A 26448-nucleotide genomic window follows, 5' to 3' on the forward strand; every position below is an offset into this window, starting at 1 on the left:
AAAGCCTTATTCTTAAAAATTGTAATAGTGTATCTAATTCAAGATAAAAAAAAAGCGCCTATAAGACGCTTTTTGTTAAAAATTATTAGTGACCAGCGGGGTCTTCTTTCGCTTCATCTACGGTGTGATGGTGAATGAGACCGGATTCATAGTAGGCAGCCGTTTGACTGGTTAAGAAACCTGAAGAGATCGTTAACAAACCTACAATGGTTAACACTATAGTATAAGGGAAAGCCATTACCACCATTCGACCGTATGATAAGCGAATCAAAGGCGCTAAGGCAGATGTTAACAAGAATAAGAAAGCTGCTTGCCCGTTAGGTGTTGCCACACTTGGTAAGTTTGTACCTGTGTTAATAGCTACAGCTAACATATCAAATTGATCGCGCGTGATTTGTCCGGCTAATAGAGCTTTTTTCACTTCTGTTATATATACCGTACCAACAAAGACATTGTCGGATACCATGGATAAGAAGCCATTTGCTAAGTAGAACATTACCAGTTGCATATTTCCTTCAAACGTCAGTACCCAAGTAATGACTGGGCTAAATAGCTTTTGATCGATAATTACAGCAACAATGGCAAAAAATACTGCTAGTAGCGCGGTAAAAGGTAATGCTTCTTCAAATGCATGACCAATTTGATGTTCGTCAGTAACACCAGTAAACACCGTGGCGAAGATAATAACGGTTAAACCAATTAGGCCAACAGCCGCTAGATGAAGTGCTAGCGCAACAATTAACCAAACACCAACAACACCTTGCATAATGAGCTTTAAATTGTCACGGCGAGTACGTTTTTTTGATTCTTGCTCATCAAAGTCTTGCAGAATATTTCGAACATTATCAGGAAGATGGGCACCATAGCCAAACCATTTCAGTTTTTCCAATAATACACATGTCAACATACCAGCGATAAATACAGGAAAAGTAACCGGTGACATACGAATAGCAAATTCTACAAACTCCCAATTTGCTTGTTGACCAATAATAACGTTTTGTGGCTCACCGACAATAGTACAAACACCACCTAAAGCAGTACCTACACCAGCATGCATTAATAAGTTGCGTAAATACGCACGAAAGTCGTCCAAGTCGTTACGCGAAAGTTCGGCCAGTTCGTTATCTGAAGTATGATCATGGTCGTGATGAAAATCTTTACCTGAGGCTACTTTATGGTAAACAGAGTAGAAACCAACGGCGACGCTGATGATTACAGCAATTACCGTCAACGCATCTAAAAACGCAGAGAGGAATGCTGCGGCGAAACAAAATAGTAGGGATACGGCGGTTTTAGATTTAACACGAGTAATTATTTTCGTGAACAAAAACAGTAGCAGGTTTTTCATGAAATAAATACCGGCGACCATAAAGATTAATAGTAGCAGTACTTCAATGTTAATGATGATTTCACTGAGTACGTGCTTTGGGGTGGTCATGCCAATAAAAACAGCTTCAATGGCTAGTAAGCCTCCAGGCTGTAATGGATAACATTTCAGCGCCATCGCTAACGTAAAGATAAATTCCAACACTAATGCCCATCCAGCTATATATGGACTGACATAGAAGAAGAGAATTGGGTTAATTACTAAGAACGCAATAATTGCGTATTTATACCATTCTGGCGAGTTGCCTAAAAAGTTTTTAAAGAAAGCACTCATATACGATTGCTGCATAACTTACCTTTTTTAGAAAATAATTATGGGTAAACATAAACTGCTTACATTTTAATTGTGTAATCCGAATATAACACAATAATTTGATTGGTTTAAAGAAAGCACATCAAAAGTTGAAGTGCATCAATAGCAACGTGAAAAGCGAGCCATTTTTTTCTACTATTGGCTTTACTCAGTAGGTTAAAATTCAATATATATAAGTGATGTGTCTTTGGTGTTGCAAAAACAAGCTTATAACTGGTTGTGCTGACTTATTCTTCTGGTACAATCAGTTGTAATTTATAACGTGAAAGTGATGTCATCTTAATGGTCATAAAAGCACAGAGTCCAGCTGGATTCGCAGAGCAGTATATCGTCGAATCAATTTGGAACGGAGGATTTCCTCCTGGATCTATCCTTCCCGCAGAGCGTGAGCTATCAGAACTGATTGGTGTCACACGAACTACGTTACGCGAAGTGTTGCAACGTTTAGCTCGTGATGGATGGCTGACAATCAAGCATGGTAAACCGACCAAAGTGAATAATTTTTGGGAAACATCCAGTTTGAATATTTTGGAAACGTTAGCGCAACTCGATCAAGATGGTATTCCTGAGTTGGTTGATAACCTGATGTCAGCGCGTACAAATATCAGTGCAATCTATGTCCGTGGAGCCATTAAAAATAACCCTGAGAAAGCAATTGAAATCCTAGAAGGCTACAAAGAGGTAGCGGATAATGGTGAAGATTTTGCTGATTTTGACTACAGGTTAAACAAAGAGTTAGTAGTTGCTTCGGGGAACTCAATTTATTTACTTATTCTTAATGGTTTTAGAGGGTTATATTCTCGACTGGGCGGTTTGTACTTTAAACATCCTAAAGGCAGAGAAATCTCTCGACAATATTATGAGAGCTTAATTGAGCATGCAAAAGCCGGAAAATTTGATGAGTCGGTATTTGCCGTTCGCAAATACGGTATAGAATCAGGCAAGCTTTGGTTAGAATTGAAAGAAGAAGTACTTAAAGAATTAGCTGAATAGCTCAATATACTTTATGAAAATATATAAAACGAGTGCAAGGTTTCTTGTACTCGTTTTTTTGTGCCCGTAACTTTTCACCATATTAACACTCGTCCGGTAAAGTAAATCAAAATTTCATATTAGTGATGAATGGTGGATATACAGTGATAAGTGGTATTGGAGAATTCCTTTTGAAAATATAGGTTATCAATAGTCATCAACATTTTATTAACAGAGACGGTTAATAATGAAAACAAAGGAATAAATTTATGATAAATGCTTCTAAAGTCTGTGGCATCTTGATGTTTAGTGCGTTAATCATTTCGCCAAACATTTCAGCGCAAAAAATGACTCAATGTGATACTTCCACCTGCGTCAATTACTTTGAACAATACAGAAAGGCGGCCAAACGTGGCCATACCCAAGCGATGGCAACCCTGGGGCAAATGTATTATCACGCTTATGGCACTGAAAAAAATGAAAAATTGGCGTTGAAATTTCTGAAGAAAGCTTCTAGAAGCAAAGATGCGGCAGCACAGTTTAAAGCGGGCTACATCTACTTAACAAGTGAAGAGTATAAAGACATAGATGATGGCATCGAGTATTTAGAAAAGGCTGCAGATAATGAGTTCAAAGGCGCTAACTTTGTTTTGGGTATGGTGCATTTGGATAAAAAATACGGTCGTCAAGACATCAAACAAGCCGATAAATATTTAGCGAAGTCTTATGAGGCTAAGTTTGAACAGATGCCAGAGGCGGTGCAATTTATTGAAACAACCATGACTTTGGATGCAGCAACTTTTCCTAAGCTATTTGCCGAAATGCAGAAAAAACCACTTCAAAAAGACGATGATGGCTCGATAAATTGGCCTACAGGAAATATTGAGATAATTACCATCTCATCTCCATCACTCGAAACTACATTTGACCAACAACTGCTTGTCTTTAGAAAACCGATCAAGTCTGTTGGTACAAGATTTCACGGTAAAAATTGTGTGCAACGTATGACATGTGTCAGTGTTGGTATTGCAGACGGTAGTGCTTTTGCTAATACGTTTTTAAATACATTTTCAGGGGCTAACGTTAGTAACTAATACGTTTTGGTAGAGCTTGGTGAGGTATTGCTGACTGAAATACCTCACCTTTTTTTATGCCTGTTTTTCCTAGATTTGAAAAATTTTGACTTAAGTGATGAACGGAGCGGGTATAGTGATGAGAGGTCTTGGACTATTTTTCATATGAAGCTAGCTTAATAGTAATGGTTATATTTTACCTAACATTACTAATTAACATAAAGGAAGGAAATTATGATAAGTGCTTCTAAAATTAGTGGTTTAATGATGCTTGTTACGTTACTCATGTCAGCTAATACCCTGGCGCAAAAAATGTCACAATGCGATACATCATCTTGCATTAATTACTTTAAGCAATATAAGAAAGCGGCTAAACGTGGGCACCCTCAAGCTGTGGGCATGTTGGGGCAAATGTATTACCACGGGTATGGTACAGATAAAAATGAAAAGCTTGCGCTTAAATATTTGAAAAAAGCGTCACGATACAAAGATGGTGCGGCCCAGTTTAAAGCCGGCTTTATCTATTTAACCAGTAAATCGCATAAAGATATCGATGAGGGTGTTGAATATTTGGAAAAAGCTGCGAGCAATAAATTTAAAGGCGCTAACTTTGTTTTGGGTATGGTGCATTTGGATGAAAGTTATGGTCGTCAAGACATCAAAAAAGCAGACGCCTATTTTGCAAAATCTTATAAGAGCAAATTTGAGCAAATACCTGAAGCGATTGAGTTTATTGATGACACCATGACGCTAGACACCAATACATTCCCTAAGTTATATGCCCAGATGCAATACAAACCTCTTGAGAAAGATAAAGATGGAACGATGAGTTGGCCTGAAGGTGATATCGAGGTCATTACCATTACTTCCGCATCCCTTGAAACCACGTTTAATGAACAGCTTGTTGAATTTAGAAAGCCCATTAAGTCAGTCGGTACTCGATTTTTAGGTAAAAGCTGTGTTGAACGTTTAACTTGTATTAATGTTGACATTGCGGATGGTACTGCATTTGCTAACATGTTTTTAGATGGCTTTACTGGCAAAATCGTTAGTGGCGGCTAACCCAGTAAGGTAACTTCGTAAATCAGGTAAGAAAGCGATGTTATTTTAATGAATGACATCGTTTTTTAATTTATTTCTTAGTAAATATGTGTATTCCAAGCAGCAATTCATCACATTTATCTCTTCCCATAACCGTTATTTTTTTATAGATTCGTTCAGATCCCACACCTCAATACTGAAAAGCTGCACCGACATAGCACACTTACATTGTGAAATTACAAAGTTTGGTAGAACTATCTAAGTGAGATTCATTCTCAGTCACTATAATTTTTTCTCATATTTCCTGGTGGTTTCGAATGATATTCAATTGTTAACTTGGCGAGGGAAAGGGAGTCTCTGTCTTCTTAAAACTAAAGATAAATAATTGCTTACTCTTAGTTATTAGAAAATATTAACTAATGTCAAAGGGTATTAAAGGCGGATAGCTAGCTACAATCATATATTGATGGTGAAACTTTTATTTGTACCAAATATGAAAAAGGGAAGTTAACCATGAAAACTATTAAAAACATGTTTACCGGTGTGCTAATTGTGATGTTAAGCAACTCTGTTTTTGCCGCTAAGTTACCGTCAAATTGCCAAACCCAAGAGTGCGAAGAATACTTCCATCAATTTAAATTGGCAGCTAAGCGAGGCCATCCACAAGCAATGGCGACGCTAGGTCAGTTTTATTACCATGCATATGGTACTGAAAAAAATGTGGGAGAGGCATTAAGGTACTTTAAAAAAGCCTCTCGTATAGGAGGTGATAGTGCGGCTCAGCTTAAAGCGGGGCTTATTTACTTAAGTGAAGATGGCCATAAAGACATAGACAAGGGGATTGATTACCTTAAGAAAGCAGCAAAAAAAGATTATAAAGCCGCTAACTTTGTTCTTGGTATGATTTATTTTGATGCTAAATATGGTCGTCAAGATTATGCTCTAGCTGATGAATACTTTGCTGACGCTTATCAACAGCGTTTTCCTGAAGTGGCTAAAGTGGCATTATACGTTCAGCAAGAAAATGAGATCTCGCCACAATCATTCCCTAAGTTAATGGCAGAGCTACAACAATCACCTTTGATGGCTTCAAGAGATGGTTCTATATCGTGGCCAAAAGATGAAATGGAAGTGATCACGGTGACTTCACCGCCACTAGAGACTGTGTTAAGAGAACAGTTAGTAACCTATAGACGCCCTGTAAAAACTACAGGAACACGCTTTACCGGTAAATCCTGTGCTGAGCGGACTCAGTGTTATGCCTCTGATGGTGTTGAAGGTATGGCTGACTATACGTTTCTATTTGTAAACTATAATCGTGCAGCCTCTGGGCAGTAAAAATTCTTATATGTAAAAATATGATAACAACGACTTAATAGACTCTTTATAATTAAGTCGTTTTTGTTAGATTTCTTTTTCAGTTGCCATAGGGCAACGAGCTAGCTCTGTGATTTCATCATCGTTATTTTCTTCAATAAGTTTTACGTCAAAGCCCCATAAATAGTGCAAGTGTTTGAGTACTTCCTGGCAGGAATCCGCTAAAGGTGCTGCATTGTGCGGTGTATGTTTGAGCGTTAATGAGCGATCGCCGTTTATTTCTGCATGAGTAATTTGAATATTGGACTCAAGATTACTGAGATTATATTGGTTTGATAATGCAGTACGAATATTTTGGTAACCACTTTCGTTATGTATAGCAGCTACTTCTAGATAGTTTTTATTGTGATCGTCGTGAATGTGAAACATTCTAAATTCGCGCATTAATTTTGGGGACAAAAACTGACTGATAAAACTCTCATCCTTAAAGTTCTCCATGGCAAAATGTATTGTATCTAGCCAATTTTTACCTGCGATTTCAGGAAACCATTTGATGTCTTCTTCCGTTGGATTTTCGCAAATTCTGCGAATATCGATAAACATATTAAAGCCTAATGCATAGGGGTTTATACCTGAGTAATAAGGACTATTATAATCAGGCTGGGCAACGACGTTGGTGTGATTGTGCAAAAATTCGAGCATGAACTTATCGGTAACTAGCCCTTCGTCGTACAAGTGATTTAAGATAGTGTAATGCCAAAAGCAGGCCCAGCCCTCATTCATGACTTGGGTTTGTTTTTGTGGATAGAAGTATTGAGAGATCTTTCGTACGATACGGACAATTTCTCGCTGCCATGGCTTTAATAACGGAGCATTCTTTTCTATAAAATAAAGTAAATTCTCTTGAGGCTCTATAGGAAACTTGATACTACCACTTGGCTCTTCTTTCTCTTTTGCCGGTAAGGTTCGCCATAATGAGTTAACTTGTGATTGAAGATAAGTTTCCCGTTCTTTTTGTCTTTTCAATTCTTCATCGAGGGATATTTTTTGAGGTCGTTTATAACGGTCAACCCCATGATTCATTAGTGCATGACAGGCATCTAGTGTTGTCTCTACATCGTTAATACCGTACTTATGCTCGCAATCGGCAATGTATTTTTTAGCAAATAGCAAGTAGTCGATTATTGAACCTGCATCAGTCCAGGATTTGAATAAATAATTTCCTTTAAAAAATGAATTGTGACCGTAACATGCATGTGCCATAACAAGAGCTTGCATGGTCATGGTATTTTCTTCCATGAGATAGGAAATGCAGGGATCCGAATTTATCACTATTTCATAGGCTAAGCCCATTTGCCCGCGTTTGTATGTTTGCTCTGTTTGTATGAATTTTTTACCAAATGTCCAATGGTTGTATCCAATAGGCATACCGACACTGGCATAGGCATCCATCATTTGCTCTGCGGTTATCACCTCTATTTGGTTTGTATATGTGTCTAGTCGATAATGCTGGGCAACACGCGCAATTTCAGTTTGATATTGAGTAAGCTTTTTAAATGTCCAATCTGGACTATCATCAAGTGGCTTTGTCTGGTTCATTGGCTCGTCCTCACTTCTTTGATTAGGCGGCGCTTTTGTCGTTCTTTTTGAAAAGCTCTCTAAACACAGGATAGATATCTTCGACACTCTTAATGTGTTGCATAGCAAAGTGACCACAAGATTGAGCGACATCGAGGTATTGATTCCATAATGTTTGGTGAGCACGCTGAGTGATCTCTACATAGCTGAAATAGCGCGCTTTGGGCATAATTCTTTCCAACAGAAGTTTTTTGCATAATGGTGAGTCGTCAGCCCAGTTGTCTCCATCCGATGCCTGTGCGCCATAGATGTTCCAATCATTTGAACTGTATCTATCATTCATGATTTTATACATGAGCTCTAAAGCGCTAGATGCAATTGTGCCCCCAGTTTCTTGAGAATAAAAAAATTCTTGCTCATCGACTTCCTTGGCTTGCGTATGATGACGAATATAGACTACGTCAATTTCCTTATAAGTACGCGTCAGAAATAGGTATAACAAGATATAAAATCGTTTCGCAATATCTTTAGTCGCTTGATCCATTGAACCGGAAACATCCATCAGACAAAACATCACTGCTTTTGATGTAGGTACAGCTTCTTTGGAAAAGTTTCTGTAGCGCAAATCAAAAGTATCGATAAAAGGCACTTTTTTAATTTTTTCCTTGAGCGCATCAATCTCAAGTTTTATCTGTTTAATTTCTTGAATATGGTCGAGGTTGTCTTGTTCTAGTTCTAGGAGTTCTCTTTCTTTTTCTTTCAATGCTTTGCGTTTGCTTGATGTCATTGCAATTCTGCGTGCAATGGAACCTTGTAGTGACTTAACAATATCAATATTGGCAGGCAAACCTTCTGCACAAAACCCACTGCGTACAGTTTTGTACTCAATCATTTTATCAAACTGAGTTTGCTCTAAATTAGGCAACTCTAGATTTTCAAATAGCAGGTCTAGGTATTCATCTTTCGAAATTGAAAAAACAAAATCTTCTTGGCCTTCTCCGCTGTTACTTGCATCACCTTGCCCAGTACCTTGGCCAGCCCCTTTTGGTGGTCGATTTATTTTATCACCTGTAGAAAACTGATCATTGCCAGGGTGAACACGATCTTTTATGCCGCCTTCTCCTTGGTGGAAGATCGGCTCGCTGAGGTCTTTGCGAGCAATAGAAATATTCTCGCCACTCTCAATATCGGTTACGCCGCGCTTATTAATAGCATCAGAAACAGACTTCTTAATTTGATTCTTGTACCTTCTAATAAAGCGCTGACGATTAACCGTGCTTTTGTTTTTACTGTTTAGGCGTCGATCAATAAAATTTGCCATAGGCTAATCTCCTTAATACAAGGTTAAGAAGATTTTCTGACGCGTAAATACCACTCTGATAAAAGCCGTACTTGTTTTTGGGTATACCCCTTGCTCATCATACGTTCAACAAAGTCATCGTGTTTTTGCTGATCGTCCGTCGATGTTTTGGTATTAAAGGAAATGACCGGTAGCAAGTCTTCAGTATTGGAAAACATTTTTTTTTCAATTACCGTGCGTAATTTTTCATAGCTAGTCCAATTAGGGTTTTTCCCGTTGTTATTGGCTTTAGCGCGTAAGACAAAATTAACTATTTCATTTCTGAAATCTTTAGGGTTGCTGATGCCTGCGGGTTTCTCGATTTTTTCTAATTCGTTATTTAAGGCCTCTCGGTTAAATAATTGCCCAGTCTCTGCATCACGATACTCTTGATCTTGAATCCAGAAATCTGCGTAGGTGACGTATCGATCGAAAATGTTCTGACCATACTCTGAGTAGGACTCTAAGTAGGCCGTTTGTATTTCTTTCCCAATAAACTCAATGTACTGCGGCGTTAAGTAGCCTTTAATAAACTCTAAATATCGTTCTTGTTGCTCACTTGGTAGCTGTTCTCTTTCTACCTGTTGCTCAAGTACATAGAAAAGGTGAACAGGATTTGCTGCAACTTCTAAATGGTCAAAATTAAAAACGCGAGATAATATTTTAAAAGCAAAACGTGTTGATAGCCCAGACATGCCTTCATCGATACCAGCATAGTCTCGATATTCTTGATAGGACTTGGCCTTAGGATCAGTATCTTTTAGGCTTTCGCCATCGTAAACGCGCATTTTCGAATAGATGCTCGAGTTCTCAGGATCTTTCAGGCGTGATAAAACAGAAAACTGTGCCAGGGTTTCCAAGGTATCAGGCGCGCATTGGGCATTGCTAAGTTCACTGTGCTCTAACAGCTTTTTGTAAATTCTTACTTCTTCAGAAACACGCATACAATAAGGTACTTTGACGATATAGACTCGATCAAGAAACGCTTCATTATTTTTGTTGTTTCTAAACGTTTGCCACTCTGATTCGTTTGAGTGCGCTAAAATTATGCCGTTAAAAGGCAGTGCGGATAAGCCTTCGGTTGGGTTGTAATTGCCTTCTTGGGTGGCTGTAAGTAATGGGTGTAATACTTTAATCGGTGCCTTAAACATCTCAACAAACTCCATCATACCTTGATTAGCACGGCATAAGGCGCCAGAGTAACTATAAGCATCGGGATCATTTTGGGCAAAGTGCTCAAGTTGACGAATATCTACTTTACCTACGAGAGATGAAATATCTTGATTGTTGTCGTCTCCAGGCTCGGTCTTTGCAATGGCTATTTGATCAAGTACAGAAGGATATACTTTTACAACTTTAAACTGAGCGATGTCACCTTTAAATTCGTGCAAGCGCTTGGCAACCCAAGGCGAGATAATCGTATTCAAGTAGCGCGCAGGGATGTTGTACTCGTCTTGAAGTATTTTACCGTCAGAATTGGAGTCAAATAGACAAAAAGGGTGATCGTTGACAGGGCTTCGCTCACCATTTGCACATAGTACAAAGATAGGTTCATTCTGCATTAACGCTTTTAACTTCTCAGCCAGTGAGGATTTACCACCACCAACAGGGCCTAATAGATACAAAATTTGTTTTTGTTCTTCTAGGCCTTGCGCGGCATGCTTCAAATAAGACACTATTTGTTCAATGGCTTCTTCCATACCATAAAAATCTTTGAAAGCCGGATAACGAGCGATGACTCTGTTTGAGAAAATACGACTAAGGGCTGGGTCGTTCGAAGTGTCCACCATTTCCGGTTCACCTATGGCATTTAATAGCCGTTCGGCAGCACTTACATAGGCATATTTATCTTCACGACAAATATTTAAGAACTCTTGCAGAGTAAACTCTTCTTGCTGTGCTTCATCATAACGAGATTGATAATGCTCAAAAATACTCATAATCGCCTCCCAGACAGAAAAGGATGTATTAATATAGACCGAGGAAATGCAATATCTATTTATAAGCGTAGTAGTTTTTTCCTAAAGAGAGGAAAGTTTTTAGCAGAAAAAAGTGTAAATATTATCGTGCGAATTTAGCTGGAAATGTGTTTTTTTAAGGCGAGAGCTTTAAGAAGGCAAAAAAAAGTCAGTGAAGACACTGACTTTTAGTATGCTCATTCATTAATTATGCGAAGTTTGCTGAAGCAAATTCCCAGTTAATTAATGCCCAGAAACCTTCAAGGTAACTAGGACGTAGGTTGCGGTAATCAATGTAGTAAGCATGTTCCCATAAATCAACTGTCATTAGTGGTGTCACACCTTCGTCAGTTAATGGTGTTGCTGCATTTGATGTATTTACAATTGCTAAACTGCCGTCAGCGTTTTGCACTAACCAAGTCCAGCTTGAACCGAAGTTGTTTACTGCACTGTTGTTGAATTGTGCTTTAAACTCATCAAATGACCCAAAACTTGCATTGATAGCGTCAGCTAGTGCGCCGGTTGGAGCACCACCGCCATTTGGGCTTAGGCTGTTCCAATAGAAAGTGTGGTTCCAGATTTGAGCTGCGTTGTTAAATACGCCGCCTTCTGAAGTTTTAACGATATCCTCTAAAGATTTACCTTCGAAATCAGTACCTTCGATTAAACCGTTTAACTTTACAACGTATGTGTTGTGATGCTTGCCGTAGTGAAATGATAGCGTTTCTGCTGAAATGTGCGGCTCTAATGCGTCTTGTGCATAAGGTAATGCTGGTAATTCAATAGCCATTTATAGTCTCCAGGAACTTTTTGATTAGAAATATTTATTATTCAACAAACTTACATATTCTTAATTTAACTTAAAGAAATAGTTTGCTTTTATAAAAAACCGAGTAAAATACTCAAGTTTTCGAAGCCTTGCATAGTTTACCCAAATATTGGGGTAATACCATCACTTTGCAAGGTTTAAGTTATTATTTTTAGTTAAGTAAAATGCATTATAAGCATATGGTGCTTGTAGCATTTGCAAAGAGGTCGTCATGGATACTATTGAGCGTATTAAAGAGCAAATCGCAGAAAATTCTATTTTGCTATATATGAAAGGTTCACCAAAGTTGCCAAGTTGTGGCTTTTCTTCACAAGCTTCACAAGCGTTAATGTCTTGTGGTGAAAAGTTTGCTTATGTAGATATCCTACAAAACCCTGACATTCGTGCCGAGCTGCCAAAGTATGCTGATTGGCCTACATTTCCACAACTATGGATTGACGGTGAACTAGTTGGTGGTTGTGACATTATCTTGGAAATGTACCAACAAGGTGAATTACAGACGTTAATTACCGAGTCTGCCGCCAAAGCAAGCACTGAAGAAAATTCATAGTAATCTGTTGAATTTTTACAATACAGCACAATACTAGTGCTGTTGAATTAATTAATTAATGGTTAACGCTGTTAATTGTCACACTTTATAACATTGGAGAATAACATGAGTGTATTAGTCGGTCGTCCAGCTCCGGACTTCACTGCAGCAGCAGTTTTAGGTAGCGGTGAAATTGTAGATAGCTTCACACTTTCAGAAGCAATTAAAGGTAAAAAAGCAGTTGTATTTTTCTATCCATTAGATTTTACATTTGTATGTCCTTCTGAGTTACTTGCTTTTGATCATCGTATGGAAGAGTTCCAAAGCCGTGGCGTCGAAGTAATTGGTGTTTCTATTGACTCTCAGTTCTCTCATAATGCATGGCGTAACACGCCAGTAAATGAAGGTGGTATTGGCCCAGTTCAATACACTTTAGTTGCTGACGTTAAACATGAAATTTGTCAAGCTTACGACGTTGAGCATCCTGAAGCAGGTGTTGCGTTCCGTGGTTCATTCTTAATTGATGAAGAAGGCAATGTTCGTCATCAAGTCGTTAATGATTTACCACTAGGCCGTAACGTTGATGAAATGATTCGTATGGTTGATGCATTACAATTCCACCAAGAACACGGTGAAGTGTGTCCTGCTGGTTGGAACAAAGGTGACAAAGGTATGACTGCATCTCCAGAAGGTGTTGCATCTTACTTAGCGGATAACGCTGACGAATTATAATTTATCCACAAAATAAATTAGTGTAAATAAAAAAGCCAGTCAATGACTGGCTTTTTTTATACATTATTTGGCTTCTTCAGCAATTAAAGGCCAACCACCTAAGCGCTGCCATTTATTGATAATTTTGCAAAACAATTCAGCCGTTTTCTCGGTATCATAAAGTGCGCTGTGAGCTTCACTGTTATTAAACTCAATTTCTGCTGCTTCACAAGCTTTAGCGAGCACGGTTTGACCGAAAGCAAGTCCGGATAAAGTAGTTGTGTCAAAGCTTACAAAGGGATGAAACGGACTGCGCTTTATATTGCAACGTTCAATGGCTGCATTTAAGAAACCTAAATCAAAGGCGGCGTTATGAGCAACCATAACTGCGCGTTGACATCCTGCTGCTTTCATTTTTTTACGAATGAGCTTAAACATTTCTTTAAGTGCATCGCTTTCTTCTACTGCACCGCGCAATGGGTTTGTTGGGTCTATGCCGGTAAACTCTAATGCTGCGGGCTCAAGATTTGCGCCTTCAAAAGGCTCAATATTAAACCAAATCTTCTCATCAATAGAAAATTCGCCACTTGCCTCATCCAGTTTTAACGTACAGGCCGCCATTTCTAAGAGGGCATCGGTTTTTGCATTAAAGCCTGCGGTTTCTACATCGATTACTACAGGGAAATATCCTCTGAATCTTTGCGCCATTGGCGACTTTTCTTCTTTAGAGGTTACGGTAGTTTCTTTAGATACGTCTAACATAAATGAACAATGATATGAATAAAGCTATAATTTTTGTATTATCTCAGATATAGCAAGCAAACTCGACCTGAGTTTACTGAATTTGTTAAGAGCCCGCTTTTTTTTAATTAGTGGTAAAGTTTAACGTAGGACTGTCGATACATAGGGTGTAAGTTACTTTAAATAATGAATGCTATGACAAAAACAATTTCACTATTTCTAGGGATAATTATAGCCAGCCAAGCACAGGCAGGCATGCGCCAATATCAAGCGGATTTGGCTAGTTCCGAGTGGCAGCTGTCTCAAAACTCTCGTTTAAATTGCACTCTATCGCATAACATTCCAAATTATGGTGAAGCTCGCTTTGCGAGTATAGCCAGTCGTTCAAACAATTTGATGTTTGAGTTGGATATGTTAAGGATGCCCGACAGCTATTCATTAGCCGAAGTACGTTCAGTTGCCCCTAGTTTTAGGCCAGGTATGAGTGATAGAACACTTGCAGACATGAAGTTGTTTAAACAATTCAACCCTAGCCTATCCAAGAAAGTTGCTTGGACTATGCTCAGTGAATTAGAGCAAGGCATGAATCCCACGTTTTATTATGATGATTGGTATAGCAATGCAGACAAAATAGCTGTTGGATTGTCGACGGCCCGCTTTCAAGAAGCGTATCGAGAATTCGTTGGTTGTCTAGGGAATTTACTGAATTTTAGCTTTGAGGATATTTCCTATACCGTACTTAATTTTGAATTTGGTGGCGATAAGTTCACTAAAGCTTCTTTGCGCCGTATGGCGATGATCAGTGAGTATTTAAGTTTAGATCCAGAACTGGAGCTTGTTCTAATTGATGCCTATTCTGATAGTTATGGTGGCCGTTGGACTAACCAAAAAACATCAGAGAAACGAGCAAATAAAATTCGAGAATATTTTGTTAAAAATGGCATTGATGCCAGTCGAATAGAAGCTAAAGGTTATGGTGAGAAAAGACACATAGCCTCTAATAACAGCGTAATTGGCCGCAGTAAAAACCGCCGTGTTGTGATCCAAATGGAAAAACCATAGAAAAAAGAAATTGTATAATAGATATAACAGTTGAATAGGCGTGTAGATTGGGTTTAATCTACACGCCTATTTTTTATACATCAACAAAGTAGAGAGATAAATGAAACATCGTTTTTCAGTTTTCTTATTGTCGCTAATTTGCATAGTAAATCTTGCCTATGCCGAAGTTAATGACGATTACACCTATGCTAATTATGACCAAGTTAAAGTCAAACATGCCTATTTGGATTTGTCTGTCAACTTTGAAGAAAAAGCTTTAGAAGGTTTTGCCGAGCTTTCATTACATTGGATCAGTGAATCGAACCAGCCAATTTATTTAGATACACGAGATCTTATTATTGAGCGAGTGATGGCCAAAAGTGCTAGTGGCAATTGGCAAAAAGCTGATTTCGAATTAGCAAAACGAGACGATGTTTTAGGTAGTAAGCTTACGGTGAGTGCGCCATTTAAAGCCGCTAAGTTACGTGTTTACTATCAATCGACAGACAAGGCATCAGGTTTGCAATGGTTAACGCCAGCGCAGACTGCAGGCAAAAAGCATCCGTTTATGTTTAGTCAAAACCAAGCCATTCACGCACGTTCTTGGATCCCTATTCAAGATACGCCAAGTGTCCGTATGACTTATACAGCACGGATCAGTACTGATCCTCAATTACTCGCCGTGATGAGTGCGAATAATGTGCCTGACACCAAAAAAGATGGTGATTACTACTTTTCTATGCCGCAGCCTGTTCCTCCATACTTGATTGCAATTGGAGTAGGGGACTTAACATTCAAGCCGATGAGTAAATATACTGGTATTTACGCAGAGCCAAGTGTTGTTGACTCAGCCGTTGCAGAATTTAACGATACTCAGGCGATGATTGATGCGACAGAAAAGCTCTTTGGTCCATACCGTTGGGGTAGATATGATCTACTAATTTTGCCACCAAGCTTTCCGTTTGGCGGCATGGAAAACCCTCGTTTATCCTTTATTACACCAACAGTAATCGCCGGCGACAAGAGCCTAGTCAATCTTATTGCCCATGAACTAGCACATTCGTGGTCGGGTAATTTGGTGACTAACGAATCATGGCGCGATTTATGGTTAAACGAAGGCTTTACCAGTTATGTTGAAAATCGCATCATGGAAGAAGTATTTGGACGTAACCGTGCTGTGATGGAGCAATCATTAGACGCACAAGGCTTAAGTTATGAAATTGCTGAATTACCTCCGGGCGATACGCAGCTTTATATAGATTTAGCGGGCAGAGATCCTGACGACGCCTTTTCTGGAGTGCCATATACTAAAGGCCAATTGTTCTTAATTTATTTAGAAAATAAGTTTGGTCGTGATGTCTTTGACGTGTTCGTCCGTGAGTATTTTGATCAATTCGCTTTCGAACCGATTGGAACACAAGCTTTTGTTACTTACATCGAAAAAGAATTGATCAACAAACACCCTGGTGTTGTTAGTATGGAGCAGGTCAATGAATGGATATACGAGCAGGGCTTGCCTTCATTTGTACCAAAACCAACCTCAAACGCATTCATCATAATTGATCAGCAAATATCTCAATATATTGGCGATCAAATATCGTTATCAGCATTACCAACTGACAAATGGACAGTTCATCAGTGGCTGCACTTCATTAATAACTTGCCGGTAAATATTTCTTTAGAAAAAATGAAAGTGTTGGATGAGCAATTTAAGCTAACAACAAGCACCAATGCAGAAATTGCACACGCTTGGTACATGCTTGCTTTAAAGGCAAATTACAAAGTTGTCATGGCGCCAATGAGAGATTATTTGATTGGCATTGGGCGCAGAAAGTTGATTGTGCCGATATACAAATCATTGGCAGAGTCAAGTGAAGGGAAAGCTTGGGCTAGGGAAGTATATCAAATAGCCCGACCTGGCTACCATCCTTTGGCACAAGGGACTATTGATAATATATTAAATTGATATTTACCGCATTTAGAGATAAAAAAACGCTGATTTTAATCAGCGTTTTTTTATGGCGTTTAATCTTATTTTTTCTGCAAACTAATGAAAATTATATTTAGCTATTTGTAAATTTAACTAATTGTTTTCTATACTTCTTTAGATGCTTCTAACTAAAAATAAAATGCGCTATAGATCTTAAGAGGTAAACCACTAAGAACGACTTAATATAATAAGAACAAATTTCGTCAAACCCCAAGCAAAGGCTTGTATTGCTGAATGAACAATTCGGTAGGGCATCTTTTGCGTCTTTTAATAAGTAAAGTTGTTGAAATATAAGAATAAATTTCATTTTTCCAAATTTTTTACTATCCTTAAATTATAAGACTAAAAATTAAGCAATTTAGAAAGAATCGATGTAAATAAAAGTGACCTTGCTTAGTACGCTACCAATATCAGTGTTGTTTCTAGCGGAGCGTTCATATCATCTTTTCTTTATTGGAATTGTCACACTGAAGTGATTGTTGGGGAATTTGTGGAAACTACAAGTCAAATAGAACAACTATGGCCAATTGCTGCCTTTTTCATCATCCTAGTCATCATGCTTATTGGCATGTTGCTTTTGTCATACGTACTCGGCCCCAAAACTAAATCAAGAGCCAAACACACACCTTATGAGTCGGGTGTTATTTCAGTTGATGACAATAGAACCCGCTTCACCAATCATTTTTTTCTCTACGCCATCTTCTTCGTTATTTTCGATTTAGAAACTATTTTTCTTTTTGCTTGGGTTATCGCTTTTGATGAAGTTGGCTGGGCAGGCTTTATCGAAGCGTGCATCTTCATCACTATTTTGCTCGCCGCACTAGTTTATTTATGGCGAATTGGAGCGTTGGAACTTAAAAAACGTCATGAACCGTCACGAAGTAGGAGAGCTTCCTAATGGATTGGTCTATAACCAAGGCTGAACTTGATAGGCAAATGGGACACGCTAAGCTCATTCATGAAGAAGAGCTGAAAAGAAATGTGATGTTTGCCAAACTTGATGACTTGGTCAATTGGGGTCGTAAAAACTCCATTTGGCCATTTAATTTTGGTTTGAGTTGCTGTTATGTCGAAATGGCTACCAGCTTCACTTCAAGACACGATATTGCAAGGTTTGGTGCTGAAGTGATAAGAGCAACGCCTAGACAGGCAGACTTGATGGTTATATCAGGAACGTGTTTTAGGAAAATGGCGCCTGTTATTCAGCATTTATACGAACAATTGTTAGAGCCAAGATGGATTATTTCAATGGGCTCTTGCGCCAACTCTGGTGGCATGTATGACATTTACAGCGTTGTCCAAGGGGTTGATAAATTTATTCCTGTTGATGTTTATGTTCCAGGCTGTCCTCCGAGGCCAGAAGCCTTGTTAGAAGGACTTTTATTACTTCAAAATCAAATTCAGCACCAACCTCGACCACTGAGTTGGGTTGTGGGCGAGCAAGGCATTAGTGAAATACCTAAGCCGTCTTTAAGAGACATTAAATTGGACCATCGTATTAGCACGGTTAACCTTGACTCGCCGGATGATTGCTGATGGGAAGCGTTAATTTACACCTAAGTCAGGATTGGCAGCTAAATGATGCAATTCCTGTTATCGACGAAATTAAAGCTACATCTCCGTCATTGAAAATCACACCTGTTACCGTCTTGGATGTGATCAAAGATGATATTCCTACGGTTTGGGTCGATAAAAAAGATGTTTTGGGGTTAATGCAAATCCTAAGGTTTGAACTACAGCCTGCATTTGATATGTGTTTTGATCTTTCAGCCATTGATGAAAGTGAACGTCAAAACAAGTCCGCACAAACTGATGCATTTACCCTTAGTTATCACCTTCGCTCCTATGAACGAAACACTGATTTGCGTATCAAAGTGTCTCTCGCTGGGCATGACAAGAGGATAGACAGTATTTGCCAATTTTGGCCGAATGCAAATTGGTATGAAAGAGAAGTGTGGGACATGTTTGGTATCACATTTGATGGACATCCTCATTTAGCCCGAATCTTAATGCCAACCACATGGAAAGGACACCCATTATTGAAAACACATCCTGCCCGTGCAACTGAAATGGACCCGTTTACGCTACCTGAGTACCAGCAAGACAAAGAGCAAGAAGCACTACAATTTAATCCTGAAGCATGGGGCATGAAAAGGCAGAGTAAAAATAGCGACTTTATGTTTTTAAACCTTGGCCCAAATCATCCAAGTGTTCATGGCGCTTTTCGAATTGTGCTGCAAATGGATGGAGAAGAAATTGTCGATTGTGTTCCTGATATAGGTTACCACCATCGTGGTGCTGAGAAGATGGGCGAGCGGCAATCTTGGCATAGCTACATTCCTTATACCGATCGCATTGATTACCTTGGCGGGGTGATGAATAACTTCCCTTACGTCATGGCAGTTGAACAACTTGCCGGTATTAATGTACCGGATAGAGCGAAAATGATACGCATCATGACAGCAGAAATGTTTCGAATTTTGAGTCATTTACTGTTTTACGGCACTTTTGCTCAAGACGTTGGGGCGTTGTCTCCAATTTTTTATATGTTTGTCGATCGAGAGAAACTTTTTGGCATTATAGAAGCATTCACAGGTGCAAGAATGCACCCTAGTTGGTTCAGGATTGGCGGCATCGCGAGTGACCTACCTAAAGGGTGGGATACGCTAGTACGAGACTTTGTAAATTACTTTCCAAAGCGCCTGGACGAATATGACAAAATGGTCATGCAAAATTCAATCTTGAAAAAGCGCACAGTAGATATCGGCGCCTATACCTCAGAAGAAGCAATAGCTTGGGGAGTCACCGGTCCAGGGTTAAGGGCTACAGGGTATAGCTGGGATTTAAGAAAACAACGACCTTATAGCGGCTACGACCAATTTGAGTTTGAAGTACCAACAGGAAACAAGGGAGATTGTTATGACCGTTGCCGCGTACGCGTTGATGAAATGCGAGAAAGTATAAAAATCATCGAACAATGCCTGAATAACATGCCTGAAGGCCCTTACAAAGCTGAACATCCACAAACTACACCGCCAGATAAATCAAAAACAATGCAGGATATTGATACCTTGATCCCGCATTTCATCAATGTCTCTTGGGGCCCAACAATTCCTGCAGGAGAAGTCACGGTAAGTGTTGAAGCAACTAAGGGCATCATGGCATATCACTTGGTGAGTGATGGCAGCACCATGAGTTATAGAACCCGTATACGAACACCCAGCTTTGCGCATTTACAAATGTTGCCATTGATCAGTCAGGGTCAAATGGTGGCAGATTTAATAGCCACGCTTGGCAGTATTGATTATGTCATGGCCGATGTGGATAGGTGAGCAAATGAAAACAATTGAAATTGAAACCATTAAGACCGTTCAGATTGACTATACGCATTACCTCTCAGAGCAAGAAATTGAAGCCATTACTCATGAACTTGGCATTATGGAAACGCCAGAGGCAGCAGGCATCGAAGCTTTGAAAGTTGTTCAGCAATATAGGGGGTGGATAAGTGATGAAAGTCTTTTTGCCATTGCCGATATGTTGCAGATGCCAGCGAGTCAATTAGAAGGGGTAGCAACGTTCTATAATCTTATCTATCGCCAGCCAGTTGGACGTTTTGTTATTCATTTATGCGACAGTATTAGTTGCCACTTACTGGACTACCAGAGAGTTTTTGAATCTATCAGTAGCCACCTAGATATAGAGTATGGCCAGACTAGCGCCGATGGTATGTTTACTTTGCTGAGTAATGCCTGCTTAGGAGCTTGTGATAAATCGCCAGTCATGATGATTGGGAAAAAGCAGTATACCAATTTAACTCCTGAGTCAGCGGTTAGTGTTTTACAATCACTCAAGAGCACGGTGGATGCCGAATATGGAGGTGATAATGGATAAAGCCTTTGACTTTCCATTAACCTACCGGGTTGACCTGGAACAACCAATGAATATTAGCGCATATCAAGCGTCCGGCGGATATCAAGGAGCGACTGTGGCTATTCAAGAGCATAGCCCAGCTGAAGTGTTAGATATTGTGAAGGAGAGCACCTTGAAGGGGCGCGGAGGGGCAGGCTTTCCAACAGGAATGAAATGGAGCTTTGTTCCGATGTTCTCACCTGATGACGAGAATGCACCGGACAATAAATACTTAGTGTGTAACGCCGATGAAATGGAACCCGGTACATTTAAAGACCGTTTATTGCTTGAAGGTGTTCCACATCAGCTCATTGAAGCCATGATTATTGCGGCCTATACCATTGGCGCGAACAAGGCCTATATATTCTTGCGCGGGGAATATCACCTCGCGGCGCAGCGATTGCAAAAAGCAATTGATGAAGCATATCAAGCCAATTGGTTAGGCAACAAAATACAGGCAACTGACTATTGCCTTGAACTTTATTTGCATACCAGTGCAGGTCGATATATTTGCGGCGAAGAAACCGCACTTATCAATGCATTAGAAGGTAAACGCGCAAACCCTCGAGCCAAGCCGCCATTTCCTCAGGTTAGTGGGCTCTTTGGTAAACCTACCATCGTGAATAATGTGGAAACTTTGAGTAACCTTCCGCATATCTTAAAAAATGGAACCAGTTGGTTTAAGGAGCTTTCACCTCGCAGTGATGCAGGCACTAAAATATACGGCGCATGTGGCAGGGTGAAAAGTGCAGGTTTGTGGGAACGGCCTATGGGTGTGACTATCGGTCAGATCCTCAATGACTATGCTGGCGGTATGCAAGATGGACTGAAGCTTAAAGGGTTGTTGCCTGGCGGCGCATCAACAGATTTTTTACTCCCAGAACACTTAGATGTCGCGATGGATTTTGATTCCATCGCTAAAGCAGGAAGTCGTTTAGGAACAGGGGGCTTAATTGTCTTAGACGATCATCAGTGCCCAGTTTCAATGGTGTTAAACCTGATGAGGTTTTTCGCTCAGGAATCTTGCGGTTGGTGTACGCCTTGTCGTGATGGCACACCGTGGGCTGTCGATACACTGGCGAGAATTGAGCAAGGGCGGGGTACTCAAGCAGACATAGACACATTACATAAGCTTTGTGATTTCATGTGGCTAGGAAAAACACACTGTGCATTGGCGCCTGGTGCGGTTGAACCATTGAAAAGTGCATTAAAGTACTTCCATGATGAATTTGAACAGCACGTTGAAAATAGGTGTTGCCCGTACCAAGGAGGGCAGTAATTTGACTAAATCAATCACCATTTACATCGATAATTTGCCTTATCAAGTTGATGAAGAAGACAACTTGTTATCGAATGTGCTTTCTCAAAAACTAAATCTTCCCTATTTTTGCTGGCATCCTTCAATGGGCTCTGTCGGCGCGTGTCGGCAATGTGCCGTCACGCAATATATGGATGAAAATGATAGTCGTGGTCGAGTGATTATGTCGTGCATGACTCCGGTTGTTGATGGTATGCGTATTGGTTTATCAGATGACAGCTCAAGTGAATTTAGAGAGCAAGTCGTCAGCGCGATGATGACAAACCACCCGCATGACTGCCCGGTGTGCGCTGAAGGAGGAGAGTGCCATTTACAAGACATGACTGTGATGACAGGTCATAGTGCGCGATCTTATCAAGGGACTAAACGAACGTTCACTAATCAATATTTAGGTGAGCTTGTTGGTCATGAAATGAACCGCTGTATAACCTGCTACCGTTGTGTCAGATTTTATAAGGATTACGCAGGTGGTGAAGACTTTGGTGTTTATGGCTCCAAGAACCAAGTGTATTTCGGCCGTCAATCTGATGGTGCTTTGGAAAGTGAATTCAGTGGCAACTTAGTGGAGGTATGCCCAACAGGGGTATTTACAAACAAGGTATTTTCTAGCCATTACACCCGCAAATGGGATCTTCAATCTTCGCCGTCGATATGCGCGCATTGTTCTATTGGATGCAATACCAGTATCGGAGAGCGTTACGGTTCGGTCCGACGGGTGACGAACCGATTCAACGCTGATATTAATGGTTACTTTCTTTGTGATCGAGGTCGATATGGTTTGGGCTTTGTTAACGGAAATCAGCGAGTAACACAAGCAAAAGGCATCAGCCAAGCATCGTCTGAACAACTTAAATCATTGGATGTCCAAAAGGCGTTAGCGCATTTTAGAGGAAAAAAATTCATTGGCATTGGCTCAGCCAGAGCGAGTTTGGAAACAAACGCCTATTTGAAGGTAATTGTTGGTGACGCCGCATTTTCTTGTGGGTTTACCGAAGAATATATGGCCTTGTCTTCATTGCATTTAGCGCATGTTAAGCAATTTGAGAATGCAAGCATTAAAGAAGTCGAGCAAAGTGATTTCGTGCTCATTGTCGGCGAAGATATTACCCAAACATCCCCTCGTTTATCACTTGCTGTAAGGCAAGCACTGCGAAACAAGAGTTTCGAAAAAGCGAAGGCGATTGGCATTCCTAAATGGCAAGATGATGCGGTAAGGACGTGTGGTGGAAAAGAGCTAACGCCACTTTATTCGCTTAACAGCGTTGAAACTAAGCTTGATAAAGTGAGCAAAAAGGTTTTTCGACAAACCCCTCAACGTATTATGCATTTAATACAGGCGTTGAGCCAAATGCTTGATCTTAAGCTCCTTGAAAAGCCAGAGCAATCAGGTGAATTATTTGCTCAATTATCAGAAGAAGAGCAGCTCCTATTAGCGGTTCTTTGTAAAGATTTGATTGCTGCTAAAGCTCCTTTAATAGTCAGCGGTTGGTCTTTATCAATGCCGGAGTTAATTGCTAGCATAACAAAATTGATGCAAAAAACTTCAGCGTTATTGAATAACACTAGTGCAAATGAAGCTACAACATCTAGTGCCGTTAGACTTAAGTGCACTGTTTTGCCTCCAGAGGTGAATACCATAGGGTTAATTTCTTTACTTGATTCGTCGACGTTAAGCATTGAAGGCGTCATTTCTGCGTTGGAAAATGACGATTGTGATGGCTTGATTGTAGTAGAGAATGCATTGGAAGGTCTGAGTCTTCAACAAAAAGAAAAGCTAAAACAAGCAGCTAAGCTACTGATAGTATTGGATCACAGTCATCATATTTTTGCTGAACAGGCGGATATACTTCTACCAGTAGCAACAGTAAGTGAATCAAGTGGCTGCTACGTAAATTACCAAGGTGAAATACAACAGTTCCACCAAAGTTGTTTGCCGAAACTGCCAATCATGGAATCCTGGCGCTGGCTGACTTACTTTGACGGATTAATCAACAAGGCTTCGAGTAAACCATTTACCAACCGCATTCAAGCCCTTACAAACCTAAGAGTATCGTTGTCAGATAGCTTTCAACAGTTTGATTTATCAGCATTAGAGCAAGGTACTGGCGTTATAGCCAGAGAAACTAAACGTGCAAGTGGTAGAACAGCTAAGACTGCAAATTTATCCGTTCATGAGCCTAAGTCGACGGAAGTCAAAGAAGGAAAATTTAAATTTTCAATGGAAGGAAAGCCAGGAACAGCAGATGCTGAAATTCCTTTTGTTTGGGCGCCAGGTTGGAATTCTAATCAAGCGGTTACTCAATTTCAACAGCAAGTTGGCGGAGAGCTAGAGGAAAAAATATCGCGACTATTCATTGATTTATCAAGCCTCAATGATATACCGATGAAAAATAATGTTTCGAATAATTCACCTAAGCCAATTAAGTCAGCAGATGAAGCAGCACCCAGACCGTCCGAGAAAATATCAACTACTGTTCTGACCAAAACTCCGTGGTATCGAGGCGAATGGCAATCAAACTTAAATCCTGAGTTTACCCTATTACACACTGAAAATACTTGCACTGTATCGCCCAAAGTAGCGTTGGCAAAAGTTTGGTCTCATGGGCAATTGCTAAAATTTACTTTTTCCCATTTAACGTGCTTTGCACGGATAGTTATTGATAATCATAGAGAAAATAAGAACTACCTAATAGACGAGAACATTATTTGTTTGGACTGTACTGAATACACTAAGCATGTAGAACATGACTCAATTGAACTTGCACTGGCAAGTCCTGATGAAGAAAAACAGTTTGTTTTAGCAAACGAGTCACGATTTGCTGTTGCCAAAATTAACAAAGAAGAAGTATTGCGTCGCTTGCAGGAACGTGATCAATATATACCGATCCGGCTTCACGCTGGGGGGCTCAACGATGCTTGAAGTAATATATAAGTTATTAGAAATCTTCATTATTATTGCCGTATTGATCCCTACAGCAGCTATGTTGGTTTGGGTAGAGCGCAGAATGATTGGCATATGGCAAGACAGATTGGGGCCCAATAGGGTGGGACCGTTTGGAATCTTACAGTCAGTTGCTGACTTGCTCAAAATTTTAGGTAAAGAAGACTGGGTTCCCTCGTTTAGTGAGAAGGGAATTTTTATACTTGCGCCTGTTATTGGCGCAGTATGTGTATTGATGAGCTTTGCGGTCATGCCATTTTCACCTACCATAGGCGTTTCAGACTTAAATATTGGCTTGCTATTTTTCTTGGCCATGGCTTCTTTAGCTGTTTATAGCGTAGTACTTGCCGGTTGGGCTTCAAATTCAAAATATGCCATTTTAGGTAGCATGCGAGCCGCGGCACAAACCGTGAGCTATGAAGTGTTTATGGGACTTTCAGTGATGGGGGTCGTACTTATCACGGGCACTTTTAACCTACGCAGTATCGTTGAATACCAGCAAACCGGTTGGTTAATTACCAGCCAATTCGTTGGTTTTGGTATTTTTCTTATAGCAGGAATTGCGGAGAGCCACCGGTTGCCGTTTGACTTACCTGAAGCTGAAACTGAACTTACTGCAGGGTTTCATACAGAGTACTCAGGATTAAAGTTCGCACTGTTTTTTCTAGGTGAGTACCTTGGTGTAACGCTTATTTCTGCGATGTCAGTAACATTGTTTTTCGGTGGCTGGTTAATGCCAGAGCCTCTTGCTTCTTGGTTACCGCCACTATTTTGGTTTATAGCTAAGGTGATGGGATTTGTGATGTTTTTTATTCTATTACGTACGTCACTGCCTCGCCCAAGGTTTGACCAATTACTGGCCTTTGGTTGGCAGGTAATGCTGCCATTAGCATTGATAAACTTAGTGGTTACCGCCTTATTAAAATTAGGAGGTTTTTATGCTTAGTCAATTTCGCACCATGTGGCTAGTCTTAAAGCATACATTCACTAAACCGGATACTGTCGAGTATCCAGATAAAAAACCTTACTTAGCGCCAAGATATCGAGGCCGTATTGTGCTGACCCGAGATCCTGATGGAGAAGAGCGCTGCGTCGCTTGCAATTTATGCGCTGTAGCGTGCCCGGTCGACTGTATTGCTTTGCAACAGGTGATTGATGATGACGGTAGAAAGCGAGCAGAGTTTTTTAGGATCAACTTTTCAAGGTGCATTTTATGCGGCTTTTGCGAGGAAGCATGCCCCACATATGCCATTCAGCTGACACCTGATGTTGAGTTGGCTGAATATGACCGACAAAATTTGGTGTATGAGAAAGAACATCTACTTATTAACGGCCCTGGCAAATACCCGGAATACAATTTTTATCATCACAGTGGTATTGCAGTTGGTGCAAAGGAAAAAGGACAAGCAGAAAAGGAAAGACCACCCATAGACGTAAAAGGATTGATGCCATAGTGGAGGGC

At 40.0% G+C, this 26448-nt stretch carries 22 protein-coding genes; 16 read left to right on the forward strand and 6 right to left on the reverse strand.

Going from position 1 to position 26448, the window contains the following annotated elements; genetic code table 11:
* Window positions 1-85: 85 nt before the first annotated feature.
* On the reverse strand, window positions 86-1675 hold the full coding sequence (gene nhaB / locus QUE03_RS06280; RefSeq protein WP_286266255.1) for a sodium/proton antiporter NhaB: 1590 nt from the start codon (window positions 1673-1675) through the stop codon (window positions 86-88).
* A gap of 306 nt (window positions 1676-1981) precedes the next feature.
* Between nhaB and fadR the strand changes: the two genes are divergently transcribed.
* The 4 genes from fadR (at window position 1982) to QUE03_RS06300 (ending at window position 6123) form a co-directional block, all read left to right on the forward strand.
* Window positions 1982-2692 carry a fatty acid metabolism transcriptional regulator FadR gene (gene fadR / locus QUE03_RS06285; RefSeq protein WP_286266257.1) on the forward strand — a complete coding sequence of 237 codons (711 nt, stop codon included), beginning with the start codon at window positions 1982-1984 and terminating at the stop codon, window positions 2690-2692.
* A gap of 248 nt (window positions 2693-2940) precedes the next feature.
* On the forward strand, window positions 2941-3765 hold the full coding sequence (locus tag QUE03_RS06290; protein ID WP_286266259.1) for a tetratricopeptide repeat protein: 825 nt from the start codon (window positions 2941-2943) through the stop codon (window positions 3763-3765).
* A 213-nt stretch (window positions 3766-3978) separates the two neighbouring features.
* The gene (locus tag QUE03_RS06295) at window positions 3979-4806 is read left to right on the forward strand and encodes a tetratricopeptide repeat protein (protein WP_286266261.1); all 828 of its coding nucleotides are present in this window, start codon (window positions 3979-3981) and stop codon (window positions 4804-4806) included.
* A 492-nt stretch (window positions 4807-5298) separates the two neighbouring features.
* Window positions 5299-6123: a tetratricopeptide repeat protein gene (locus QUE03_RS06300; RefSeq protein ID WP_286266263.1), complete on the forward strand. Its 825-nt coding sequence runs from the start codon at window positions 5299-5301 to the stop codon at window positions 6121-6123.
* A gap of 66 nt (window positions 6124-6189) precedes the next feature.
* Here QUE03_RS06300 and QUE03_RS06305 read toward each other — a convergent pair whose 3' ends face one another.
* From QUE03_RS06305 to sodB, 4 genes are all read right to left on the reverse strand, one after another.
* Entirely contained in the window at window positions 6190-7701 is a 1512-nt protein-coding gene (locus tag QUE03_RS06305; RefSeq protein WP_286266265.1) for a SpoVR family protein, read from the reverse strand.
* 22 nt (window positions 7702-7723) lie between these two features.
* Window positions 7724-9001 carry a YeaH/YhbH family protein gene (locus QUE03_RS06310; protein WP_286266267.1) on the reverse strand — a complete coding sequence of 426 codons (1278 nt, stop codon included), beginning with the start codon at window positions 8999-9001 and terminating at the stop codon, window positions 7724-7726.
* 23 nt (window positions 9002-9024) lie between these two features.
* Complete coding sequence (locus tag QUE03_RS06315; RefSeq protein ID WP_286266271.1) at window positions 9025-10959, reverse strand: PrkA family serine protein kinase; 1935 nt, start codon at window positions 10957-10959, stop codon at window positions 9025-9027.
* Window positions 10960-11185: 226 nt separating this feature from the next.
* Window positions 11186-11767 (reverse strand): superoxide dismutase [Fe], encoded by a 582-nt coding sequence (gene sodB / locus QUE03_RS06320; RefSeq protein ID WP_286266272.1) that lies wholly within the window; start codon window positions 11765-11767, stop codon window positions 11186-11188.
* Between the two features lie 250 nt (window positions 11768-12017).
* Between sodB and QUE03_RS06325 the strand changes: the two genes are divergently transcribed.
* Both QUE03_RS06325 and QUE03_RS06330 read left to right on the forward strand, forming a co-directional pair.
* Complete coding sequence (locus QUE03_RS06325) at window positions 12018-12356, forward strand: Grx4 family monothiol glutaredoxin (protein ID WP_286266275.1); 339 nt, start codon at window positions 12018-12020, stop codon at window positions 12354-12356.
* 105 nt (window positions 12357-12461) lie between these two features.
* On the forward strand, window positions 12462-13067 hold the full coding sequence (locus tag QUE03_RS06330) for a peroxiredoxin (RefSeq protein ID WP_286266276.1): 606 nt from the start codon (window positions 12462-12464) through the stop codon (window positions 13065-13067).
* Between the two features lie 63 nt (window positions 13068-13130).
* Here QUE03_RS06330 and rnt read toward each other — a convergent pair whose 3' ends face one another.
* Entirely contained in the window at window positions 13131-13808 is a 678-nt protein-coding gene (gene rnt, locus QUE03_RS06335; protein WP_286266277.1) for a ribonuclease T, read from the reverse strand.
* A gap of 174 nt (window positions 13809-13982) precedes the next feature.
* Between rnt and QUE03_RS06340 the strand changes: the two genes are divergently transcribed.
* The 10 genes from QUE03_RS06340 to nuoI all read left to right on the forward strand — a co-directional run bounded on the left by QUE03_RS06340 (window position 13983) and on the right by nuoI (window position 26440).
* Entirely contained in the window at window positions 13983-14849 is an 867-nt protein-coding gene (locus QUE03_RS06340; protein WP_286266278.1) for a flagellar protein MotY, read from the forward strand.
* 100 nt (window positions 14850-14949) lie between these two features.
* Window positions 14950-16794, forward strand: a complete 1845-nt coding sequence (locus QUE03_RS06345; protein WP_286266279.1) for a M1 family metallopeptidase — start codon at window positions 14950-14952, stop codon at window positions 16792-16794.
* A 514-nt stretch (window positions 16795-17308) separates the two neighbouring features.
* Entirely contained in the window at window positions 17309-17716 is a 408-nt protein-coding gene (ndhC, locus tag QUE03_RS06350) for an NADH-quinone oxidoreductase subunit A (protein ID WP_286266280.1), read from the forward strand.
* Between the two features lie 38 nt (window positions 17717-17754).
* Window positions 17755-18354 carry a NuoB/complex I 20 kDa subunit family protein gene (locus QUE03_RS06355; protein WP_434020152.1) on the forward strand — a complete coding sequence of 200 codons (600 nt, stop codon included), beginning with the start codon at window positions 17755-17757 and terminating at the stop codon, window positions 18352-18354.
* Entirely contained in the window at window positions 18354-20150 is a 1797-nt protein-coding gene (nuoC, locus tag QUE03_RS06360) for an NADH-quinone oxidoreductase subunit C/D (protein WP_286266282.1), read from the forward strand. The genes QUE03_RS06355 and nuoC overlap by 1 nt, the downstream gene beginning before the upstream one ends.
* Window positions 20125-20709, forward strand: coding sequence for an NADH-quinone oxidoreductase subunit NuoE (gene nuoE / locus QUE03_RS06365; RefSeq protein ID WP_350227409.1), 585 nt, complete (start codon window positions 20125-20127; stop codon window positions 20707-20709). The genes nuoC and nuoE overlap by 26 nt, the downstream gene beginning before the upstream one ends.
* Window positions 20702-22006: an NADH-quinone oxidoreductase subunit NuoF gene (gene nuoF, locus QUE03_RS06370; RefSeq protein WP_286266283.1), complete on the forward strand. Its 1305-nt coding sequence runs from the start codon at window positions 20702-20704 to the stop codon at window positions 22004-22006. Before nuoE ends, nuoF begins: the two co-directional genes overlap by 8 nt.
* Window positions 21948-24965 carry an NADH-quinone oxidoreductase subunit NuoG gene (gene nuoG / locus QUE03_RS06375; protein WP_286266285.1) on the forward strand — a complete coding sequence of 1006 codons (3018 nt, stop codon included), beginning with the start codon at window positions 21948-21950 and terminating at the stop codon, window positions 24963-24965. The genes nuoF and nuoG overlap by 59 nt, the downstream gene beginning before the upstream one ends.
* Window positions 24958-25932, forward strand: coding sequence for an NADH-quinone oxidoreductase subunit NuoH (gene nuoH, locus QUE03_RS06380; protein WP_286266286.1), 975 nt, complete (start codon window positions 24958-24960; stop codon window positions 25930-25932). The genes nuoG and nuoH overlap by 8 nt, the downstream gene beginning before the upstream one ends.
* Window positions 25925-26440 carry an NADH-quinone oxidoreductase subunit NuoI gene (gene nuoI / locus QUE03_RS06385; RefSeq protein WP_286266288.1) on the forward strand — a complete coding sequence of 172 codons (516 nt, stop codon included), beginning with the start codon at window positions 25925-25927 and terminating at the stop codon, window positions 26438-26440. The genes nuoH and nuoI overlap by 8 nt, the downstream gene beginning before the upstream one ends.
* Window positions 26441-26448 lie beyond the last annotated feature (8 nt).

The sequence above is a fragment of the Thalassotalea atypica genome, assembly GCF_030295975.1.
Taxonomy (GTDB): domain Bacteria; phylum Pseudomonadota; class Gammaproteobacteria; order Enterobacterales; family Alteromonadaceae; genus Thalassotalea_F; species Thalassotalea_F atypica.